Origin of the sequence: Burkholderia sp. BCC0397 (genome assembly GCF_902832865.1) — a bacterium.
Lineage (GTDB): Bacteria > Pseudomonadota > Gammaproteobacteria > Burkholderiales > Burkholderiaceae > Burkholderia.
This window is the reverse complement of record NZ_CADFDL010000005.1, coordinates 128,963-146,353: the sequence shown is the minus strand read 5'-3', so window position 1 is coordinate 146,353 and position 17,391 is coordinate 128,963. Positions and strand designations below refer to the sequence as shown.

Annotated in this window: 14 protein-coding genes; 6 read left to right on the top strand and 8 right to left on the bottom strand. The window is 67.6% G+C overall.

Features of this window, described 5'->3' with window-relative positions; translation table 11 throughout:
* Positions 1 to 81: 81 nt before the first annotated feature.
* Positions 82 to 915: an autoinducer binding domain-containing protein gene (locus HWX03_RS18155; protein ID WP_175872109.1), complete on the bottom strand. Its 834-nt coding sequence runs from the start codon at positions 913 to 915 to the stop codon at positions 82 to 84.
* Positions 916 to 1,197: 282 nt separating this feature from the next.
* Between HWX03_RS18155 and HWX03_RS18150 the strand changes: the two genes are divergently transcribed.
* The gene (locus HWX03_RS18150) at positions 1,198 to 2,106 is read left to right on the top strand and encodes a LuxR family transcriptional regulator (protein ID WP_175872108.1); all 909 of its coding nucleotides are present in this window, start codon (positions 1,198 to 1,200) and stop codon (positions 2,104 to 2,106) included.
* A gap of 119 nt (positions 2,107 to 2,225) precedes the next feature.
* Here the strand turns inward: HWX03_RS18150 and HWX03_RS18145 are convergent, their stop codons facing one another.
* On the bottom strand, positions 2,226 to 3,872 hold the full coding sequence (locus tag HWX03_RS18145; protein WP_175872107.1) for an NRAMP family divalent metal transporter: 1,647 nt from the start codon (positions 3,870 to 3,872) through the stop codon (positions 2,226 to 2,228).
* A 117-nt stretch (positions 3,873 to 3,989) separates the two neighbouring features.
* The gene (locus tag HWX03_RS18140) at positions 3,990 to 4,127 is read right to left on the bottom strand and encodes a hypothetical protein (RefSeq protein WP_174388375.1); all 138 of its coding nucleotides are present in this window, start codon (positions 4,125 to 4,127) and stop codon (positions 3,990 to 3,992) included.
* A 1,080-nt stretch (positions 4,128 to 5,207) separates the two neighbouring features.
* Between HWX03_RS18140 and HWX03_RS18135 the strand changes: the two genes are divergently transcribed.
* On the top strand, positions 5,208 to 5,474 hold the full coding sequence (locus HWX03_RS18135) for a hypothetical protein (protein WP_175872106.1): 267 nt from the start codon (positions 5,208 to 5,210) through the stop codon (positions 5,472 to 5,474).
* 93 nt (positions 5,475 to 5,567) lie between these two features.
* A complete protein-coding gene (locus HWX03_RS18130) occupies positions 5,568 to 7,055 on the top strand; it encodes a carbohydrate porin (RefSeq protein WP_175872105.1) in 1,488 nt (495 codons plus the stop codon).
* A 125-nt stretch (positions 7,056 to 7,180) separates the two neighbouring features.
* Here HWX03_RS18130 and treA read toward each other — a convergent pair whose 3' ends face one another.
* Positions 7,181 to 8,899: an alpha,alpha-trehalase TreA gene (treA, locus tag HWX03_RS18125; protein WP_175872104.1), complete on the bottom strand. Its 1,719-nt coding sequence runs from the start codon at positions 8,897 to 8,899 to the stop codon at positions 7,181 to 7,183.
* 343 nt (positions 8,900 to 9,242) lie between these two features.
* On the opposite strand from treA, the gene HWX03_RS18120 reads away from it, so the two are divergent.
* Positions 9,243 to 10,631, top strand: a complete 1,389-nt coding sequence (locus tag HWX03_RS18120; protein ID WP_175872103.1) for an MFS transporter — start codon at positions 9,243 to 9,245, stop codon at positions 10,629 to 10,631.
* Positions 10,632 to 10,986: 355 nt separating this feature from the next.
* Positions 10,987 to 12,198: a crosslink repair DNA glycosylase YcaQ family protein gene (locus HWX03_RS18115; protein WP_175872102.1), complete on the top strand. Its 1,212-nt coding sequence runs from the start codon at positions 10,987 to 10,989 to the stop codon at positions 12,196 to 12,198.
* A gap of 60 nt (positions 12,199 to 12,258) precedes the next feature.
* Here the strand turns inward: HWX03_RS18115 and fabI are convergent, their stop codons facing one another.
* Genes fabI through HWX03_RS18095 form a run of 4 tightly spaced genes read right to left on the bottom strand, consistent with a single transcriptional unit; the run spans position 12,259 to position 16,390 of the window.
* Positions 12,259 to 13,020 carry an enoyl-ACP reductase FabI gene (gene fabI / locus HWX03_RS18110; RefSeq protein WP_175872101.1) on the bottom strand — a complete coding sequence of 254 codons (762 nt, stop codon included), beginning with the start codon at positions 13,018 to 13,020 and terminating at the stop codon, positions 12,259 to 12,261.
* A gap of 28 nt (positions 13,021 to 13,048) precedes the next feature.
* Complete coding sequence (locus HWX03_RS18105) at positions 13,049 to 14,170, bottom strand: alpha/beta fold hydrolase (RefSeq protein ID WP_175872100.1); 1,122 nt, start codon at positions 14,168 to 14,170, stop codon at positions 13,049 to 13,051.
* Positions 14,171 to 14,178: 8 nt separating this feature from the next.
* Positions 14,179 to 15,387, bottom strand: a complete 1,209-nt coding sequence (locus HWX03_RS18100; RefSeq protein WP_175872099.1) for an acetate/propionate family kinase — start codon at positions 15,385 to 15,387, stop codon at positions 14,179 to 14,181.
* 10 nt (positions 15,388 to 15,397) lie between these two features.
* On the bottom strand, positions 15,398 to 16,390 hold the full coding sequence (locus HWX03_RS18095; RefSeq protein WP_279612232.1) for a phosphate acetyltransferase: 993 nt from the start codon (positions 16,388 to 16,390) through the stop codon (positions 15,398 to 15,400).
* Between the two features lie 125 nt (positions 16,391 to 16,515).
* Between HWX03_RS18095 and atpG the strand changes: the two genes are divergently transcribed.
* The gene (gene atpG, locus HWX03_RS18090; protein WP_175872097.1) at positions 16,516 to 17,385 is read left to right on the top strand and encodes an ATP synthase F1 subunit gamma; all 870 of its coding nucleotides are present in this window, start codon (positions 16,516 to 16,518) and stop codon (positions 17,383 to 17,385) included.
* The last annotated feature ends 6 nt before the right edge of the window (positions 17,386 to 17,391 follow it).

Sequence of the window (17,391 nt, the reverse complement as noted above, 5' to 3'; positions counted from 1 at the left end):
GGCGGCCGGTTCGGGCACGCGCCGCCGGAACCGCTTCCATCGCGCGCCGGGCGGCCGGCGCGCGCCTCCGGCAGGGGTCGGTCAGGACGGCAGCCGCCGCGCGGCGAGGTACGCGAGCTGTGCGCGGTTCTGCACGTTGAAGTGCTTTTCGAGCGAGCGGATATGGTGCCCGACCTTGTGCAGCGACGTCCGCAGCGCGCTCGCGATCTCCTGGTCGGACAGCCCGTGCACGAGCCGGTCGAGCACCTGCTGCTGCTCGTCGGCGAGCGCGAAGCCGCGCATGCGCGCGACACGCGCCTCGAGGAACGGCAGCGCGACGCGATGCACGGCAAGACTGACCGACAGCGCGCCGCCGATCACGCGATCGTCGATCCAGTCGGTGCCGTGCGTTTCCGACGTCAGGTTCACCGCGACGCGCAGGTCGAGGCGCGGCGCCGACAGGCTGAAGATCACACCGCTGTTCATCGCATGCGCGCGCAGATGGCCGGCGAGCGCCAGCACCTTGCGGTCGCCGCTGCCCTGCGCGGCCGCCTCGATCTCGTCAAGCCGCCACGCGACCGGGAAGCCGCTCTGCCGCACCTGCGCGAAGCGCGGGTCGCTTTCATACAGCATCCCTTCGATGAACGGCTGCATGAACGTCGCCGGCGCGAGGTCGCGCAGCAGATGCGCGCGCAGAATGCGCCGCCCGATCATTTCGTAGGCGCCGTAACCGAGCGTACTAAATCCGATTTGTCGCAATCGCGCATGGCATTGCGCGAAGTCGAATGACGCAAGGTCGCTTTTACCTGCTGTTATTTGAATACCGGTAAAAACGTCACGCTCGATTGCGTGATATTCGTTCGAATAAGCGGCAGCGGCCGCTATATCGGATTGTGAGAACCACTCGACGCGTGGTGCGCCGTCAGCATATGTCATGAGGAGCCCGCCCTTTCCCAATATGTGAAACTGCGCCCCGTCACGATCTGGTCTTTTCTTTATGATTTTCTGGTCGTCGTTATATGCGTGCGAACATGAACCTTTCGCCGACATTAGTATTACGGCATATTACGCGCACACCGGCATTTTTGTACAATGCCCCCGCGTTTCGTCAGGGATGACGATCGGCGCATATCACAACGATGCTCGGTCGCACCGCCGCGAATGCCGTACACGATACGGCCGCCGCAGGCGATGCGCGTCGATTCCGAGGGATGGCTCATGTCCGATATTGCATTGCATGAAGAAGCGGTCGCCCCAACCACCATGCCGCGCTCGTCGCGCGGATTGAACGCAGGCGCGGACGCGCTGCGCGAGCGCACCGTGCAGGTCGTCTGGTGCGACGACGTGAAACGCGGCGACGACGCGCAGCCGCACGCGCCGAAGCTCGGCGTCGCCGATACGCTCGCGCATGCGCAGAGCACGGCCGAGCGCAACCGGATCGTCACGAGCCTGCTGCATCTGACGGGCTTCTCGACGTTCGCGTACTTCGCGCTCGAATTCTCGCGAGAGCGCGTCGAAAGTCTTTACCTGCACGAAGCGTTCACGCCGGCCACCTATCGCGGCGACTACGTGCGGCACAACCATCACGACGTCGATCCGCGCACGCTCGGCGCGCGCGTGTGCAACATGCCGATCGTGTGGGACCTGCAGCAATTGCGCCGCGAACACCGCGAGCGCGACGACGCGCCACGCGTGAGCCCGGCCGCGCTCGACGGCTTCCTGCAGACGATGCAGGACGACGGGATGTGCAGCGGCATCATGTATTCGATGGCCGTGCCCGGCACGCGGCTGCACGCGTTCATGAGCTTCACCGCACCGCGCCGCACGCGCGAATGGATCACGCCGGCGACGATCGAGCAGGCGCTGTCGATCGGGCTGTCGGTCCACAAGTTCGCGTCGCCGCAACTGATCGCGACGTCGCGCGAGCGCACGGTGAACGGGCTCACGCCGTTCGAGCAGGAGCTGCTGCTCGGCATCGCCGAAGGCGCGTCCGACAAGGAAATCGGCCGGCGCCTCGACACCAGCGCGCACAACGTCGACTATCACCTGCGCAAGCTGCGCAAGCGCTTCGGCGTCGCGAACCGGATCCAGCTCACGTACCTGACGTCGAAGCTCGAGCTGATCTGAGCACGGGCGCCGTTTCCTGAAACCGGGCACGTAAACGCGCATGCCGGCCTCGCGGGCCGGCATGCATGGGTTGCGGCGCGGCGCCGGGTCCGGCGCCGCCTCCTGACAGACGGGCTGCGTTACTTCAGCAGCGTCATCTGAACGACCTTCACGATCACGAGGCCGACCGCGATCACCAGATAGCCGCGCAGCACGGCCATCCAGATCCGCGTCGCGAGCGTCATGTTCTGCGGCTCGAGCGTGTCGAGCGGCGGCATGCGCCACGTGTCGCGCAGCGAACGATCGACGGCCGGCTCGACGACGCGTTTGTTGCGGCGAATCAGCACCGTCGCGAGATAGCCCGCGATGGCGAGCACGGTGCCGCCCACCAGCACGTCGACGATCGCTTCGCCGCTGATATCCGGATACATCACCGATGCGGTCAGGATGATCGAAAGCAGCACCAGCACCCAGATCACCGCGCCCGTGAACACGTTGAACTTCGTCGAGTTGACCCAGGGCCCAAGCACCTGGCGGTCGTTGCACAGCACGAGCAGGAACACCGTCGCGCTCGGCAGCAGCACGCCGGCCAGCGTCTGCACGGCTTCGGTCAGCAGGCCGAGCGGGCTGCCCGGGATCAGCACGAGCGTGGCCGCGGCCGCGACGATGCCGAAGTAGACGAGATAGAAGCCCTTCGCGTCGGTCACGCCGCGGTGCAGCGAGTGGCGGATCTTGAACACGTCGCCGATCGCGTACGCGGTCGACAGCGACACGGCCGCCGCGCCGATGATGCACGCGTCGAGCAGCGCGACCGCGAACAGCGTCGCGCTCGTGCGGCCCGCATACCTCTCGAGGCCCGCGATGATGCCGCCCGCGTCGGTGAAGTTGCCGGCTTCCGGATGGCCGCCGAACAACGCCGAGCTGAAGCCGATCATCGCGACCGCACCCACCAGCACGAACGCGATGCCGATCCACAAGTCGGCCTTTTCATATTTCATGAAGCGCGGCGTGATGCGCTTGTCGATCACGTAGCTCTGCTGGAAGAACAGTTGCCACGGCGCGACCGTCGTGCCGACGATGCCGATCACGAGCAGCATCACGTCCGACAGCTTCGCGTGCGCGGGCCAGTTCGGCACGAAGAAATCGCGCGTCATCTGCGCGACGGGCGGGTGGATCGACACGAGCACCGGCACCAGCAGCAAGCTCAGCACGCACAGCCCGATCGCGAACCGCTCGAAGCGCCGGAAATCGCCGGTACTGACCGCGGCCATCGTCAGCGCGGCCGCCACGCACACGCCGGCCACCTTCGGCAATCCGAAGAAATCCAGCACGAACGTGATACCGATGAACTCGGTGACGATGGTCAGTGCGTTGAGCAGGAACAGGTCGATCACGCTGAACGCGCCCCAGAACTTGCCGAAGCGTTCGAAGATCAGGCGCGCATGGCCGACGCCCGTGACCGCGCCGAGGCGCAGCACCATTTCCTGGTTCACGTACAGCACGGGCACGAGCAGCAGCAACGTCCACAGCAGCGTCGTACCGTAGTTCTGGCCGGCCTGCGTATAGGTGCCGAATGCACCGGCGTCGTTGTCGCCGACCATCACGATCAGGCCCGGGCCGATGATCGCGAGCAGCGTGCGCAGGCGCGCCCACCACGTGCCGCGCGCGCCGGTGTCGTGGTGGGCGATCGTGCCGAGCGCACCGCGGATGTCGCCCAGGTGGGCTTCGTCGAGCACGGCGCCGCGATCGACCGCGATCGGTGGAGAGACGTTGGAGGGCGTGGACATGATGTGTTCCGTACGGCTAAGGGTTATTCGATAAACGTGTGACCTTGGAATGCGCACGCGGCGCTTGCCCGCAGGCAGCCGCGCGTGCGCATGCCGAGGCGCGCTCGGCGTTTCTTTTCAGCGGATCAACGATTTCAGCTGGTTCAGCAGGCGGGAGAACACCCGCGGACGGGCGTCGAGCGTCAGCATCGTGTCGTAGTGGTGGCGCGATTCCGTGACGTGCGGAAGGGTCGACAGCAGAAGGCCGAAGTTCATGGTCTGGCTCCGTGCGGCGACGGCAGGCGTGCCGGCCGCGTGGTGGGCGCGGGCCAGTCCGGGGCCTGAACGACGTGTCAGGCTAGTCGGCCGGATTGTCCCCGCGACCCGGGTTCAAAAGGGTCTGCGTATGCAACGGGCATAAGGGACAACTGTCACTGTCGTTCATGGCGGCTCCTGTGCGGTGTTCCGGGGAACACGGTTGACCGCCGTCCAGCGTGCGGGCCGGCATTCGCACGCCCGGAGAACGGATGCGCGAACGCGGCCGCCTGCCAGGCGGCGGTGAAACCGGGCAACGCATGCGAAAACGCATCACGCTAACCGGCGCGAATCAGGGTGCACGTAGGGAGTTGCTGCGGAATACTGCTGCGCGCACCGTTTGCCCGGGAGACAAACGGCGGCTTCGATGAGGCGCGGACGTCGGTCGCTCAGGCGGAAATTTCGTTCGAAGATCGACTACTGCAGGCGTCCAAGGCGGCGGCCCCAAGAGTGAAGATGGCGGATTCTATGGACCGCGCGAAAGTGAAGTCAACCCCTTGAAACCCCATTTTTCGAAATAAATTTCCCGCCTGACGCGACTGAAAGATTTGCCCTTGAAATAACGTTCCGTAACCTTTCAGCGCCGTCATGACGCAACCCCGCGCCGATGCGTGCGAGCAACGGCCCGGCCCCCTGCTGCGCCTCCTTTGCACCATCGCCGGGTGGCCGTGTGGCGGCCCCGCTCCGCTGCGACGCACACACCACGCAGCGCATCTTTCGTGCGTTTTCTACTTGCGCCGCAGCAAAAGTCGCGACTACAATCCGCCCCAATTCATTACGGGAGTCCCTCCGTGGACACATGCTCTAGTTGCAGTTCGATGCCGGTCCAGGCCGGCCAAGCCATCGCGAGATAGCAGCCAGACGCATGTCTTTTGCCGCTAGCTCGCACTCGTCGGGTTAGCGCGCCTCCACCCGGGCCGGCCATCGCCGGTTCGTCAGTCGCACGCTCCGTCATGTTCCATCCTCCGATCGCAGGCCGCGTCACGCGCCCGCGCTCGATCACGTCGTCCGGCGTTCGCCGGACGGAACGGAGGCAGCGTCATGCTCTTTCAATCGTTCGCGGTCAGACTCAAGCGCATCGTGCACGTCACGTGCAACCGCTCGTTTTCCGGCCGCTCGCCGTTCGCCCGGGCATTCAGCCACTGGCGCGGCCTGGCCCTCGCCCATGTGCCGGCGGCGCCCCGCCCGCTCGATTGCGTGCTGATCGCCGCGACGGCGGCCGCGGTCGCGCTCGTCGCGCTGCTGTGCTCGGTCGCGCCACACGTCGGCTTCGCGCAGGCGTGGCGCGTCGGCGGCTGGCTGCCGTAAGCCCTCTCCGTCCGTGCGGGCCGTCTCGCCATGCGTCCCGCATCCCGTTCCCGTTTCTTCAGCCTAACTAATCAAACTGCCAACGGAATCGAAATGAAGAACCCTCTCGCCCCCGTCCCGCGCAAGCGTCGCGTCGATGCGCTCGCCGCGCTGCTACTGTCGTTCGCCGCCGCGCCCGCATTCGCGCAAGCGACGTCTCCCGTCACAACCGAACCGGCGGCCGGCGCGAGCGATGCCGCCGCCCCCGCACAACAGGCCGCCGATGCTGCCGCGCCCGCTCCCACCGGCTTGTGGGAACGCTCGAATCTGCTCGGCAACATGGGCGGCCTGCGTGACGTGCTCGACGAGCATGGCGTCACGCTGAGCCTGCAGGAAACCAGCGAGTACCTGTACAACACGTCCGGCGGCACGGGTCGCGGCGGCGCGTACCAGGGGCTCACGCAATTCGGCTTCAACGTCGACACCGGCAAGGCGATCGGCCTGCCGGGCGGCACATTCAACGTGTCGGGGCTGCAGATCCACGGCACCAGCCTCACGCAGCGCTACCTGCAGACGATGCAGACCGCGACCGGCATCGAGGCCAATTCGACCACGCGCCTGTGGGAACTCTGGTACCAGCAGTCGCTGCTCGACGGCAAGGTCGACGTGAAAGTCGGCCAGCAGAGCGTCGACCAGGAATTCATGGTGAGCGAGAACGCGGCGACGTTCATGAACGCGACGTTCGGCTGGCCCGTGCTGCCGTCCACCGACCTGCCGTCCGGCGGCCCCGCGTATCCGCTGTCGTCGCTCGGCGTGCGGCTGCGCGTGAAGCCGGCCGACGCGTGGACCGCGATGGTCGGCGTGTTCGACGGCAACCCGGCCGGCCGCAGCGACGGCGACGCGCAGGTGCTGAACGCGCACGGCACCAACTTCAACCTGCGCAGCGGCGCATTCGTGATCGGCGAAGTGCAGTACGCGCTGAACGCGCCGCCCGCCGATCCGAAGGCGCCGCAGCCGGCCGGCCTGCCCGGCACGTACAAGCTCGGCTTCTGGTATCACTCGCAGCACGCGAACGATCCGCGCTACGGCACCGACGGGTTGTCGCTCGCCGATCCGGCAAGCAACGGCACACCGGCCACGCATCGCGGCAACTACGGCTTCTATGCGGTCGCGGATCAGATGGTGTGGCGGCCGGCCGCCGACAGCCCGCGCTCGATCGGCGTGTTCGCACGCGTGATGGGCTCGCCGGGCAACCGCAATCTCGTCGATTTCGCGGCCAACGCCGGCGTGACGCTGAAGGCGCCGTTCGCCGGACGCGACAACGACGTCGCCGGCATCGCGGTCGGCTACGCGAAGATCGGCTCGCATGCGCGCGGCCTCGACGGCGACACCGGCGCGTACACGACGCCCGGCTATCCGGTGCGCCGCGCGGAGACGGTCGTCGAAGCGACCTACCAGTACCAGGTCGCGCCGTGGTGGCAGGTGCAGGCCGACCTGCAGCACTTCTTCCGTCCGGGCGGCGGCATCCCGAACCCGAACGCGGCCGGCGCGCGCATCGGCGACGAAACGGTGGTCGGCGTGCGCACGACGATCACGTTCTGATGCCAGCCGCATGAAAACACGGGCCGGACGGCCGCTTGCGCGACGGTCCGGCCCGTGCGGTTGCCTGCCGTGCGGGCACGCGGCCCACGCCGCGCCTTACTCGCCGTGCATGAGTCGCTTGTGCATTACTCGCCGTACAGCCCGAGCAGCTTCAGCGTGACGCCGTTGGTCCAGCCGAAGCCGTCCTGCAACGGATATTCGCCGCCTCCGCCGCCGCCCGTGCCGGTGCCCTCGACCACGTACTTCTCGACGAGCTTGCCTTCGGTCGCGTACACGTGCTTCACGTCGGACAGGAAACGCGTGCCGATGTCCTTCGCGAGCGCCGGTTCGCCGTAACGGCGCAGCCCGTCGATCGCGATCCACTGCAGCGGCGCCCAGCCGTTCGGCGCATCCCACTGCTGGCCCGTGTTCTCGGTCGTCGTCGCGAGGCCGCCCGGCTGCAGCAGCGTCTTGCGCACTTCGCGCGCGGTCGCCTTCGCGCGCTCCGGCCACGCGACGCCCGCGAACAGCGGATACAGCGCGGCCGCCGTCACGCCGTCGCGCGGCTTGCGCAACTGCCAGTCATAGTCGCCGTAATAGCCGCGACGGTTCCACAGGTAGTGATTGATCGCGGCCGCACGCCGCGCCGCGCGCCCTGAAAAATCGGCCACGCAGGCGATGTCGCGCGTGACCGCACAACCCTTCACGATCGTCGTCTCGAGATGGAACATCAGGCTGTTCAGGTCGACCGGCACGATCGCGGTCGTGCGGATCGTCGCGAGCGTCTTGCCGTCGCCGAACCAGCGCGAGCTGTAGTCCCAGCCGCTTTCGGCGCCCGCGCGCAGGTCGCGGTACACCTCGTTCGCCGGCCGGGACGGCACCGATTTCGCGGTGGTCACGTCCTCGAGATACGACTCGTCGCGCGGCGTGTCGCTCGCATCCCAGTAGCGGTTCAGCACGGCGCCGTCGGGCATCGCGACCACGTTGCGTGCGGCCTGCCCGCGCGGCGTCGTGGTTTCGCCCTGCATCCAGTACGCATGCTCCTTGCGCAGCGCCGGCAGGTATTTCTGGTAGACCTTGTCGCCTTCGGCCTGCGCGGCGAGCGTAACCATGTACGCGAAGAACGGCGGCTGCGAGCGGCTCGCGTAGTACGTGCGGTTGCCGTTCGGGATGTGCCCGATCGTATCGATCAGGTATGCGAAGTTGTCGAGCATGTCGTCGACGAGATCCTCGCGCCCCGACACCTGCAGCCCGAGCATCGTGAAATAGGTATCCCAGTAGTAGCCTTCGCGGAAGCGGCCGCCCGGCACGACGTACGGCTTCGGCATCGGGATCAGCGAACTGTATGGGGGCGCCGTGACGCTCGTGCGCGTGAGCTGCGGCCACAGCCAGTCGATGTGCTGGCGCAGCGTCTGGTTCGGCGGCGGCGTCACGCCACCTGCCGGGGGCGGCGTGAAATGCTGGTCGACGAACGTCTTCAGCGAGAAGCCCGGCTGCGATTTCTGTTGCTGATACAACTGCACGATCGTCGCGGGATTGGTATCGGGCGTGGCATCGACGAAGGTCTTCTGGTCGGGATAGAGCTGCGCGGTCTGCACCGCGACGAACAGGTCGCCGTAGAGCTGGCTCGGCGGCGGCAGCAGCGCGCCCGACGCGGGAGCGGGAGCCGCTGCGGTGGCGGCAGGCATCGCGGACTGGCCGGCCGCTTGCGCGGCGGCCTGGTTCGCATTGTCGGCCTGCGCGGCGCAACCGGCGACGGCGAGATAGGCGATGGCCAGTGCGGCGGCCCAGCGCAGACGCGGCGCGGGCGGTGACTGACGCGACGGGAAGCGAGATGCAAGCGGTGCGGCACGACGTGACGTCATGGCGTGTCCCCTCCTTTCGATGGTGAGTGGATCGGCACGAGGTCTCGTTCGCGCGCGCGTTCGTCTCGATGGCCTTCGATCGATACGCGTCGTGTTGTGGTGCGAGTGGGTCCGACTGTCGCACAAAACATGCATGTCAAGCAAGTTTCTCGGCCAGCGTGACCGGACCGTCATGTGTCATCCGTCATGTGTCATGTCACGCACGACGGACGAGGCGGCAGTCGTCTCACCTTCCGAACGCGGAAACAGGAACGACTGTTGCAACATGCGGAACAACTGTTGTCGTACGTGACGCAACGGTCACATTGTGGGCATAATGGCGTCTTTACCGCGCGCCCTGCCCATGTCGCCCGTCTTTCTAGCACCGCTCATCGTTGCCTGTGCGTTGTTCATGGAAAGCGTCGACGCGAACATCATCGTCACCGCGCTGCCTGCGATGGCGAGAGACTTCGGGCACAACCCCGTCACACTGAACATCGCGATCACGGCCTACGTGGTCGGCCTCGGCGTGTTCATCCCGATCTGCGGCTGGCTCGCCGACCGCTTCAGCGCGCGCGCCGTGTTCCGCACCGCAATCGGCATCTTCGTCGTCGGCTCGCTGATGTGCGCGGCGTCCAACTCCCTCGGCTTGCTCACGTTCGCGCGCTTCATACAGGGCGTCGGCGGCGCGATGATGGTGCCGGTCGGCCGCATCATCATCTTCCGCGCGGTGCCGCGCTCCGATCTCGTGCGCGCGATGAACTACCTCGCGATTCCCGCGCTGTTCGGGCCCACGGTCGGGCCGCTCGTCGGCGGCTTCATCACGACCTACCTGCACTGGCGGATGATCTTCTTCATCAACGTGCCGATCGGCATCTACGGGATCTACCTCGCGAGCAAGCATATCGCGAACACGCACGAGCCCGATCCCGGCCCGCTCGACTGGTTCGGCTTCCTGCTGTCGGCCAGCGGCGCCGCGCTGCTGCTGATGGGCCTCACGCTGATCGACGGCTCGCTCACGTCGCGCTCGAACGCCATCATCATGTGCGCGGCTGGCGCGGCGATGCTCGCGCTCTACGTGCCGTACGCGCGCCGCAAGGCGCGCCCGGTGCTCGACCTCAGTTTCCTGAAGATCCCGACGTACCACGCAAGCGTCGTCGGCGGGTCGCTGTTCCGCATCGGGCTCGGCGCGGTGCCGTTCCTGCTGCCGCTTGCGCTGCAGGAAGGGCTCGGCATGAGCGCGTTCCACTCGGGGCTCATCACGTGCGCGTCCGCGCTCGGCGGCGCGGTCAGCCGCTCGACGGCCACGCATACGCTGCGCCGCTTCGGTTTTCGCACGGTGCTGATCTACAACGCGGCATTCGCGGGCCTCGCGATCGCCGCGTACGGCGTGTTCCATCCCGGCATGGCGACCTGGGCGATCTGGCTGATCGTGCTCGTCGGCGGCATCTTCCCCGCGCTGCAATTCACGAGCCTGAATTCGATGATCTATGCGGACATCTCGCCGCGCGACGCAGGCCGCGCGACGAGCCTCGGCAGCGTCGTGCAGCAGATGTCGCTCGGCCTCGGCGTGACGGTGGCCGGCCTCGTGCTGCACGTGTCGCACTGGCTCCAGGGCCATCAGGCAATGGTGTGGTCGGATTTCTGGCCCGCGTTCCTCGTGGTCGGGCTGTGCTCGTTCGCATCGATTCCGATCACGCGGCGGCTGCCGCCCGGCGCCGGCGACGAAGTCGCGCGCGGCAAGCGGCAATGAATGGCCGGCGCGACGGCATGACCTGTCGCGCGGCAACGGATGAAAACCGGAAAAACAAAAAAATCAGCGGACATCCACACGGGGCCGGTGCACAGCCGCATGGATGTCCGCTCAGGGCTCCGGGTCTCCCGATGGGGTCGGGAATCCCGGATTCGCTTCCTGCGTGCCATGGACATATGTGCGTCGGAAGCGGAATCGTTGCGCGCACGTGTCGTCGCGCCATGAACTGCACTATAGGGAAACTTGCAAAACGCATCTGTCAAGCATTGTCAGACGCGTTGCAGCCGCGCGTCGCACGCGCGCGCCGCTTTCGCGCTAAAGTGGTTCCCGATCGCCACCCTCAACCGTCCTTCCGATGCTCACGCTCTCGCCCGCCGCCGCCCGCGCACTGCATCTCGCCGCCCAGGGCCTGCTCACACCGCCGCGCCGCAAGGCGACCAAGTCCGACGTGCTCGACACGATCCGCCGGATGGCGCAGTTGCAGATCGACACCATCCACGTCGTCGCGCGCAGCCCGTATCTCGTGCTGTTCAGCCGTCTCGGCGATTTCTCGCCGCACTGGCTCGACGAACATCTCGCCGAGGCGCGCCTGTTCGAATACTGGTCGCACGAAGCGTGTTTCCTGCCGATCGAGCAGTTCGGGCTGATGCGCTACAAGATGCTCGATCCGTCGGGAATGGGCTGGAAATATGCGGCCGAATGGCATGAGCAGAATCGTCCTGAGATCGAACGGCTGCTGGCGCGGATTCGCGAAGAAGGCCCGGTGCGGTCGGCCGATTTCGCCCGTGAGGATGGCGTGAAGGGCAACGGCTGGTGGGATCGCAAGCCGGAAAAGCGTCACCTGGAAGTGCTGTTCACGACGGGCGACCTGATGGTGTCGGAGCGCCGCAATTTCCAGCGCGTGTACGACGTGCGCGAACGCGTGCTGCCCGGCTGGGACGATACGCGCGACCTGCCGCCGCGCGATGCCGTGCTGCCTGCGCTGCTCGGCTACACGTGTCGCGCGCTCGGCGTCGTGCGCGCGGACTGGGTGGCCGACTACTATCGGCTGCCGCGCCGTTCGTATCGCGCGGAACTCGAGCGGCTCGCCGAGGCCGGCGACCTGATTCCGGTGCAGATCGACGACTGGAAGGAACCGGCCTACGTGCATCGCTCGCTCGATGCGCTACTGCCGGCGGCGGCTGCCGACACGCTGCGCTCGACGGTCACGACGCTGCTGTCGCCGTTCGATCCGGTCGTGTGGGATCGCCGGCGCGCATCGACGCTGTTCGGTTTCGATTACACGATCGAGTGCTATACACCCGGGCACAAGCGGCGCTACGGCTATTTCTGCCTGCCCGTGCTGCATCGCGGCCGGCTGGTGGGCCGCATCGACGCGAAAGCGCATCGCACGCTCGGCACGTTCGAGCTGAAGGCCGTGCACGTCGAGCCGGGCGTACGGTTCGGCACCGGGCTCGCGACCGACGTCGCGAAAGCAGTGAAGAAACTCGCGGCGTGGCACGGCACGCCGGAGGTCACGGTCGCCCACGCGCCGCCGGCCCTCGTACAGGCATTCGCGCGCACCTGACGGTCGCGTGCCGCCGGCACGCCTGGGCCTGTTCACGCTAATGACGGGCTTGCGCCGGCCCTAGCCGAGCATGTGCATGCCGGCGTCGATATAGTGCGTGCCGCCCGTGATCGCCCGTGCGCCGTCGCTGGCAAGAAACGCGCAGAACGCGCCGACGTCGTCGATGTCCAGCGCGTGATGCAGCGGCGCCCGGCGCGCGGTGTCGTCAAGCAGCCGGCCGAAATCCGGCAGGCCCGACGCCGCGCGCGTCGGCAGCACGCCCGGCGAAATCGCGTTGACGCGAATGCCCGCGCCGCCGAGTTCGGCCGCCAGGTACCGCACGCTCGCTTCGAGCGCGGCCTTGACCGGCCCCATCACCCCGTAATTCGCGACGACCTGCTCCGCGCCGAGATAGCTCATCGCCATCAGGCTCCCGCCTCGCGTCATCAGCGGCTCGGCGAGCCGCGCCATCCGGATGAACGAATGGCACGAGGTATCCATCGCCAACGAAAAGCCTTCCGGCGAACTGTCGACCACGCGGCCCTGCAGATCGGCCTTCGGTGCATACGCCACCGAATGCAGCACGAAGTCGATCGCGCCCCATTGCACCGCGATCGCGTCGAACACCGCCGCCATCTGGTCGGGCCGCCCGACGTCGAGCGGCATCCGGATCGGCGCATCGAGTTGCGCGAACAGCGGCTCGACGTGCGGCAAGGTCTTGTCCGACTGCCAGGTCACCGCGAGCGTGGCGCCCGCCCGGCAAAACGCGCGCGCGCATCCCCACGCGATGCTCTGTTCGTTCGCGATACCGACGACGAGCCCCCGCTTGTGTCGCAACGTCATGTCGCCTCCCTTGCCGATCCGCGCCGGCCTAGCGTTGCGCCGCGATCCATCGCGCGATGTCCGGCCACACCGTCTTCAGCGTGCGCGACCCCATGAACAGGCCGATATGGCCGCCCGGCACGAGCCGGGTCTCGATCCGCGACGCGGGCGTCCCGAGAAGATCGTGCGCGCCGAACACCTGCTCCGGCGTCGTGATGTCGTCGGCCTCGCCGGCGAGCAGATAGGCCGGGCACGCGACGTTCTTCAGGTCGAGCGTGCGCCCGAGCGCGACGAACGTGCCCTTCGCGAGCCGGTTCTCCTTGAAGATCTGCACGATCGCCTGCAGGTACCAGCGTCCCGGCAGGTCGATCGGGCTTTCGTACCAGTTCGCGAACACCTCGCGCTTGCGCAGGTATTCGGGATCGTCGAGATGCTCGTACAGGTCGACGTGCTCGGCGAGATAGTGCTGGTCGGGATGCATGTTCTTCCAGCCGCGCAGCATGAAGCGCCCGCGCATCAGCCCGCCGCCCATCGCGACGAGTTCCTCGTAGAACGACGTTGGATACGTGTGCACCATCCGCTTGATCGGGCCGTCGCCCGCGTCGGTGTCGATCGGCGAGCCTGCCAGCACGAGGCTCGCGACCTTGTGCGGGAAACGCGCCGCATACATCGCGGACATCCAGCCGCCCTGGCACAGCCCGACGAGATTCACGCGGCCGCCGAGTTCGTCGACGCACACGTTCAGCTCGGCCAGATACTGGTCGATCTCGAGGTCCTTCATGTCCTCGGTGGCCGAGCGCCAGTCGGTCAGGTACAGACGCGTCACGCCGTGCTCGCGCAGCGTCTGCATCAGGCTCTGCCCCGGCTGGTAGTCGGCGATCATCGCGCTGTGCCCCGCGTACGGCGCATCGACGATCGTCGGCAGCCCGTGCGCCGGCGCGACCGAATAATCGCGAAACGTCATCGTCCGCAGTTCCAGCAACGGCCGGTTCGCCGATGCCAGCGCCGGGTGCGCTTCGAAATGAAGCTTCTCCTCTTCCGCGAGGAAGCGGAGATTGCGCGCCGCAATCTCGGAGCCGGCCGCAAACATCGCGGTAGCGGCGGCCATCGGCCAGAAAATCGGCAGCGCGGGGGCGCTGACGGCAGGGAAAGATGTGTCGCGGGCTGTCATCGAAGGTCTCACCGGGTCGGATACGGCGTGGAAGGGATCGCGTCGTCCAGCACGCGGCGCGTGTGCCGCGCGATCATCAGGTTCTCGTCGGTCGGGATCACGCGCACCGTCACGCGCGACGCGTCGCTCGAAATCACCGGCAGGCCGGCAGCGTTCGCCGCGTCGTCGAGCACGATGCCGAGCCACGCGGCGCGGCTGCAGATCCGTTCGCGCACGCGCGGTGCGTGCTCGCCGATGCCCGCCGTGAACACGAGCGTGTCGAGACCGCCGAGCACGCCGGCCAGCGCGGCGAGTTCGCGGGCCGCGCGATAGGCGAACAGCTCGACCGCATGCGCGGCCGACGGTGCGTCGCTCGCGAGCAGCGTGCGCATGTCGCTCGACACGCCGGACACGCCGAGCAAGCCCGATTCGGCATAGATCAGATGCTCGACCTCGTCGAGCGACCGGCCTGCGTGACGCTGCAGGTACAGGATCACGCCCGGATCCAGCGCGCCCGTGCGCGTGCCCATCGGCAGCCCGTCGACGGCCGTGAACCCCATCGTCGTCGCGACGCTGCGGCCGTTCGCGAGCGCACACAGGCTCGCGCCGTTGCCGAGGTGCGCGACAACCGTCCGGTGCTGCACCCACGATGGATCGAGGGCCGCGAGCGCCGTCGCGATGTACTCGTACGACAGCCCGTGAAACCCGTAGCGCACGATGCCCTGTTCGGTCAGCGCGCGCGGCAACGCGAACTCCCGTTCGAGCGCCGGCACCGTCGAATGGAACGCGGTGTCGAAACACGCGACCTGCGGCAGGTTCGGCGCAACCGCGGCCACCGCGCGAATCGCATCGACGTGATGCGGCTGGTGCAGCGGCGCGAGCGGCGAAAGCGACGCTATCGCATCGAGCACGCGCGCGTCGATCCGCACCGGCGCGGTGAAATACGGGCCGCCATGCACGACCCGGTGCCCGACGCCGTCGAACGCAGCCTCCTGCCCGACGTGAGCGGCGAACCACGCGTGCAGCGCCTCGATCGCGCCTTGATGCCCCGGTCGCGCGACGGGGCGGTCGGCGAGCGCCGCGCCGTGCGCATCGGCCACGAACAGATGCGGTGTGCCATGCAGGTTCTCGACCTGCCCGTGCAGGCCCGCATCGAGCGAGCGATCCTCGCGCGTGTCGTAGACCGAGAACTTGAGGCTCGACGAGCCGGCGTTGAGCACCAGGACGGGATGTCGCATCGCGGCCCCGTCAGTGTGCGTCGGCCACAACCGCCGGCGCGGCCACCGGCGGCGCCGTGGCGCGCGCCGCCGCCGCGACGAGCGCCGCGACCGCGCAGCTCGCCAGGCGCGTGCGTTCGCTGTCGGCACGACTCGTCAGGATCACCGGCACGCGCGCGCCGAGCACGATGCCGGCTGCATCGGCATTCGCCAGGAACGTCAACTCCTTCGCGAGCATGTTGCCGGCCTCGAGGTCGGGCACGAGGAGGATGTCCGCATCGCCCGCGACCGCGGAACCGAGATGCTTGAGCCGCGCGGCCTCCGGGCTGATCGCGTTGTCGAGCGCGAGCGGCCCGTCGAGCAGCGCGCCGGTGATCTGGCCGCGCTCGGCCATCTTGCACAGCGCGGCCGCGTCGAGCGTCGACGGCAGCTTCGAGCTGACCGTCTCGACCGCCGACAGGATCGCCACCTTCGGCCGGGCGATGCCGAGCGCGTGCGCGAGATCGATCGCGTTCTGCGCGATGTCGACCTTCTGCTCGAGCGTCGGACGGATATTGACGGCCGCGTCGGTGATGAACAGCGGCTTGTGGTAAGTCGGCACGTCCATGATGAACACGTGGCTCAGGCGCCGCCCGGTGCGCAGCCCCGTATCGGCGCGCACCACCTCCTCCAGCAATTCGTCGGTATGCAGGCTGCCCTTCATCAGCGCCTGCGCATCGCCCGCGCGCACCAGCTCGACGGCGCGCGCCGCCGACGCATGACTGTGCGGCGCATCCACGAGCCGATAGCCGGACAGGTCGATACCGAGCGTCGCGGCGAGCATCGTGATCCGCGCCACCGGGCCGACCAGGACGGGCACGACGATGCCGACCCGAGCGGCAGCGGCCGCCGCGTGCAGCGATACCTCGTCGCAAGGATGCGCGACCGCGACCGTCACCGGGCGTAATGCGCGGCAACGCGCAATCAGCGCTTCGTATTTCTGATGCGTGCGCAAATCGGTCATCGACTCCCCCTTCGCAAGGATCACGTGAACGGATTCTGGTGCGGGACCGGACGAAGTCGTTTGATTTCCGTCAATCGTTTCAGGTGAAGTCCCGATAGCATGAAGCCGCACGATGACATCCGGATGGCCGCAACGCCCCCCCTGACATGCACATACGCGAAATCCGCTCGAAGATCGCCAGTACCTCGTCCACGCGCAAGATCACCAAGGCGATGGAAATGATGGCGCGCACCAAGATGGCGAGCGCGCAGCGACGCGCGCGCGAGTTCCGCCCGTACGCGGCGCGCATCGGCGCGATGGCGGAACGCGTGCTGCGCGACCGCCCCGACCACGTATCCGCGCTGATGGCGCGACGCGATACCGTGCGCCGCGTCGGCCTGATCGTCGTCAGCACCGATCGCGGGCTGTGCGGCCCGCTCAATGCGCGGCTACTCGTCGAATGTGTGGATGCGATCGAACGCTGGGACCGGGCCGGCGTCGCATGCGAACTGAGCGTGATCGGTGCGCGCGGCCTCGCGCCGCTGCTGCGCCACGGCGCGACCATCGCGGCACGTGCGAGCGGCCTGGCCGCCGAGCCGCACTTCGAACAGTTGCTCGGTGCGCTGCTCGTGCCGCTGACCGCGTTCGTCAACGGCGAGCTCGACGAAGTGCACGTCGCGTACAACCGGCTGACGAGCCCGCTCGCGTACGAGCCGCGCATCGATGCGATGCTGCCGATCGCGGGGCTCGACACCGGCGCGCCGACCGACGGCGCGGCCGCGTCCGACTATCTGTACGAGCCCGCGCCCAAACCGGTCGTGGACACGTTGCTGCTGCGCTACGTCGAGGCGACGCTCTATCAGGCCGTCGTCGAAAACTACGCGTGCGAGCAATGCGCGCGGATGTTCAGCATGCAGACCGCGACGGACAACGCCGACCGCGTGTTGCGCGAACTGCGGCACCTGTACCAGAAGACGCGACAGGCGCAGATCACCACCGAGCTGTGCGAAATCGTCGCCGGCGCGGCGGCAGTCTGAAGGAGT

Bases quoted from the DNA above. Each gene is read 5' to 3' on its own strand.
- HWX03_RS18140 (WP_174388375.1), bottom strand. From the start codon at position 4,127: ATGAACTTCGGCCTTCTGCTGTCGACCCTTCCGCACGTCACGGAATCG.
- HWX03_RS18100 (WP_175872099.1), bottom strand. From the start codon at position 15,387: ATGCGACATCCCGTCCTGGTGCTCAACGCCGGCTCGTCGAGCCTCAAG.
- treA (WP_175872104.1), bottom strand. From the start codon at position 8,899: ATGACGTCACGTCGTGCCGCACCGCTTGCATCTCGCTTCCCGTCGCGT.
- HWX03_RS18105 (WP_175872100.1), bottom strand. From the start codon at position 14,170: ATGACAGCCCGCGACACATCTTTCCCTGCCGTCAGCGCCCCCGCGCTG.
- HWX03_RS18115 (WP_175872102.1), top strand. From the start codon at position 10,987: ATGCTCACGCTCTCGCCCGCCGCCGCCCGCGCACTGCATCTCGCCGCC.
- HWX03_RS18130 (WP_175872105.1), top strand. From the start codon at position 5,568: ATGAAGAACCCTCTCGCCCCCGTCCCGCGCAAGCGTCGCGTCGATGCG.
- HWX03_RS18155 (WP_175872109.1), bottom strand. From the start codon at position 915: ATGACATATGCTGACGGCGCACCACGCGTCGAGTGGTTCTCACAATCC.
- HWX03_RS18120 (WP_175872103.1), top strand. From the start codon at position 9,243: ATGTCGCCCGTCTTTCTAGCACCGCTCATCGTTGCCTGTGCGTTGTTC.
- HWX03_RS18150 (WP_175872108.1), top strand. From the start codon at position 1,198: ATGTCCGATATTGCATTGCATGAAGAAGCGGTCGCCCCAACCACCATG.
- fabI (WP_175872101.1), bottom strand. From the start codon at position 13,020: ATGACGTTGCGACACAAGCGGGGGCTCGTCGTCGGTATCGCGAACGAA.
- atpG (WP_175872097.1), top strand. From the start codon at position 16,516: ATGCACATACGCGAAATCCGCTCGAAGATCGCCAGTACCTCGTCCACG.
- HWX03_RS18135 (WP_175872106.1), top strand. From the start codon at position 5,208: ATGCTCTTTCAATCGTTCGCGGTCAGACTCAAGCGCATCGTGCACGTC.
- HWX03_RS18145 (WP_175872107.1), bottom strand. From the start codon at position 3,872: ATGTCCACGCCCTCCAACGTCTCTCCACCGATCGCGGTCGATCGCGGC.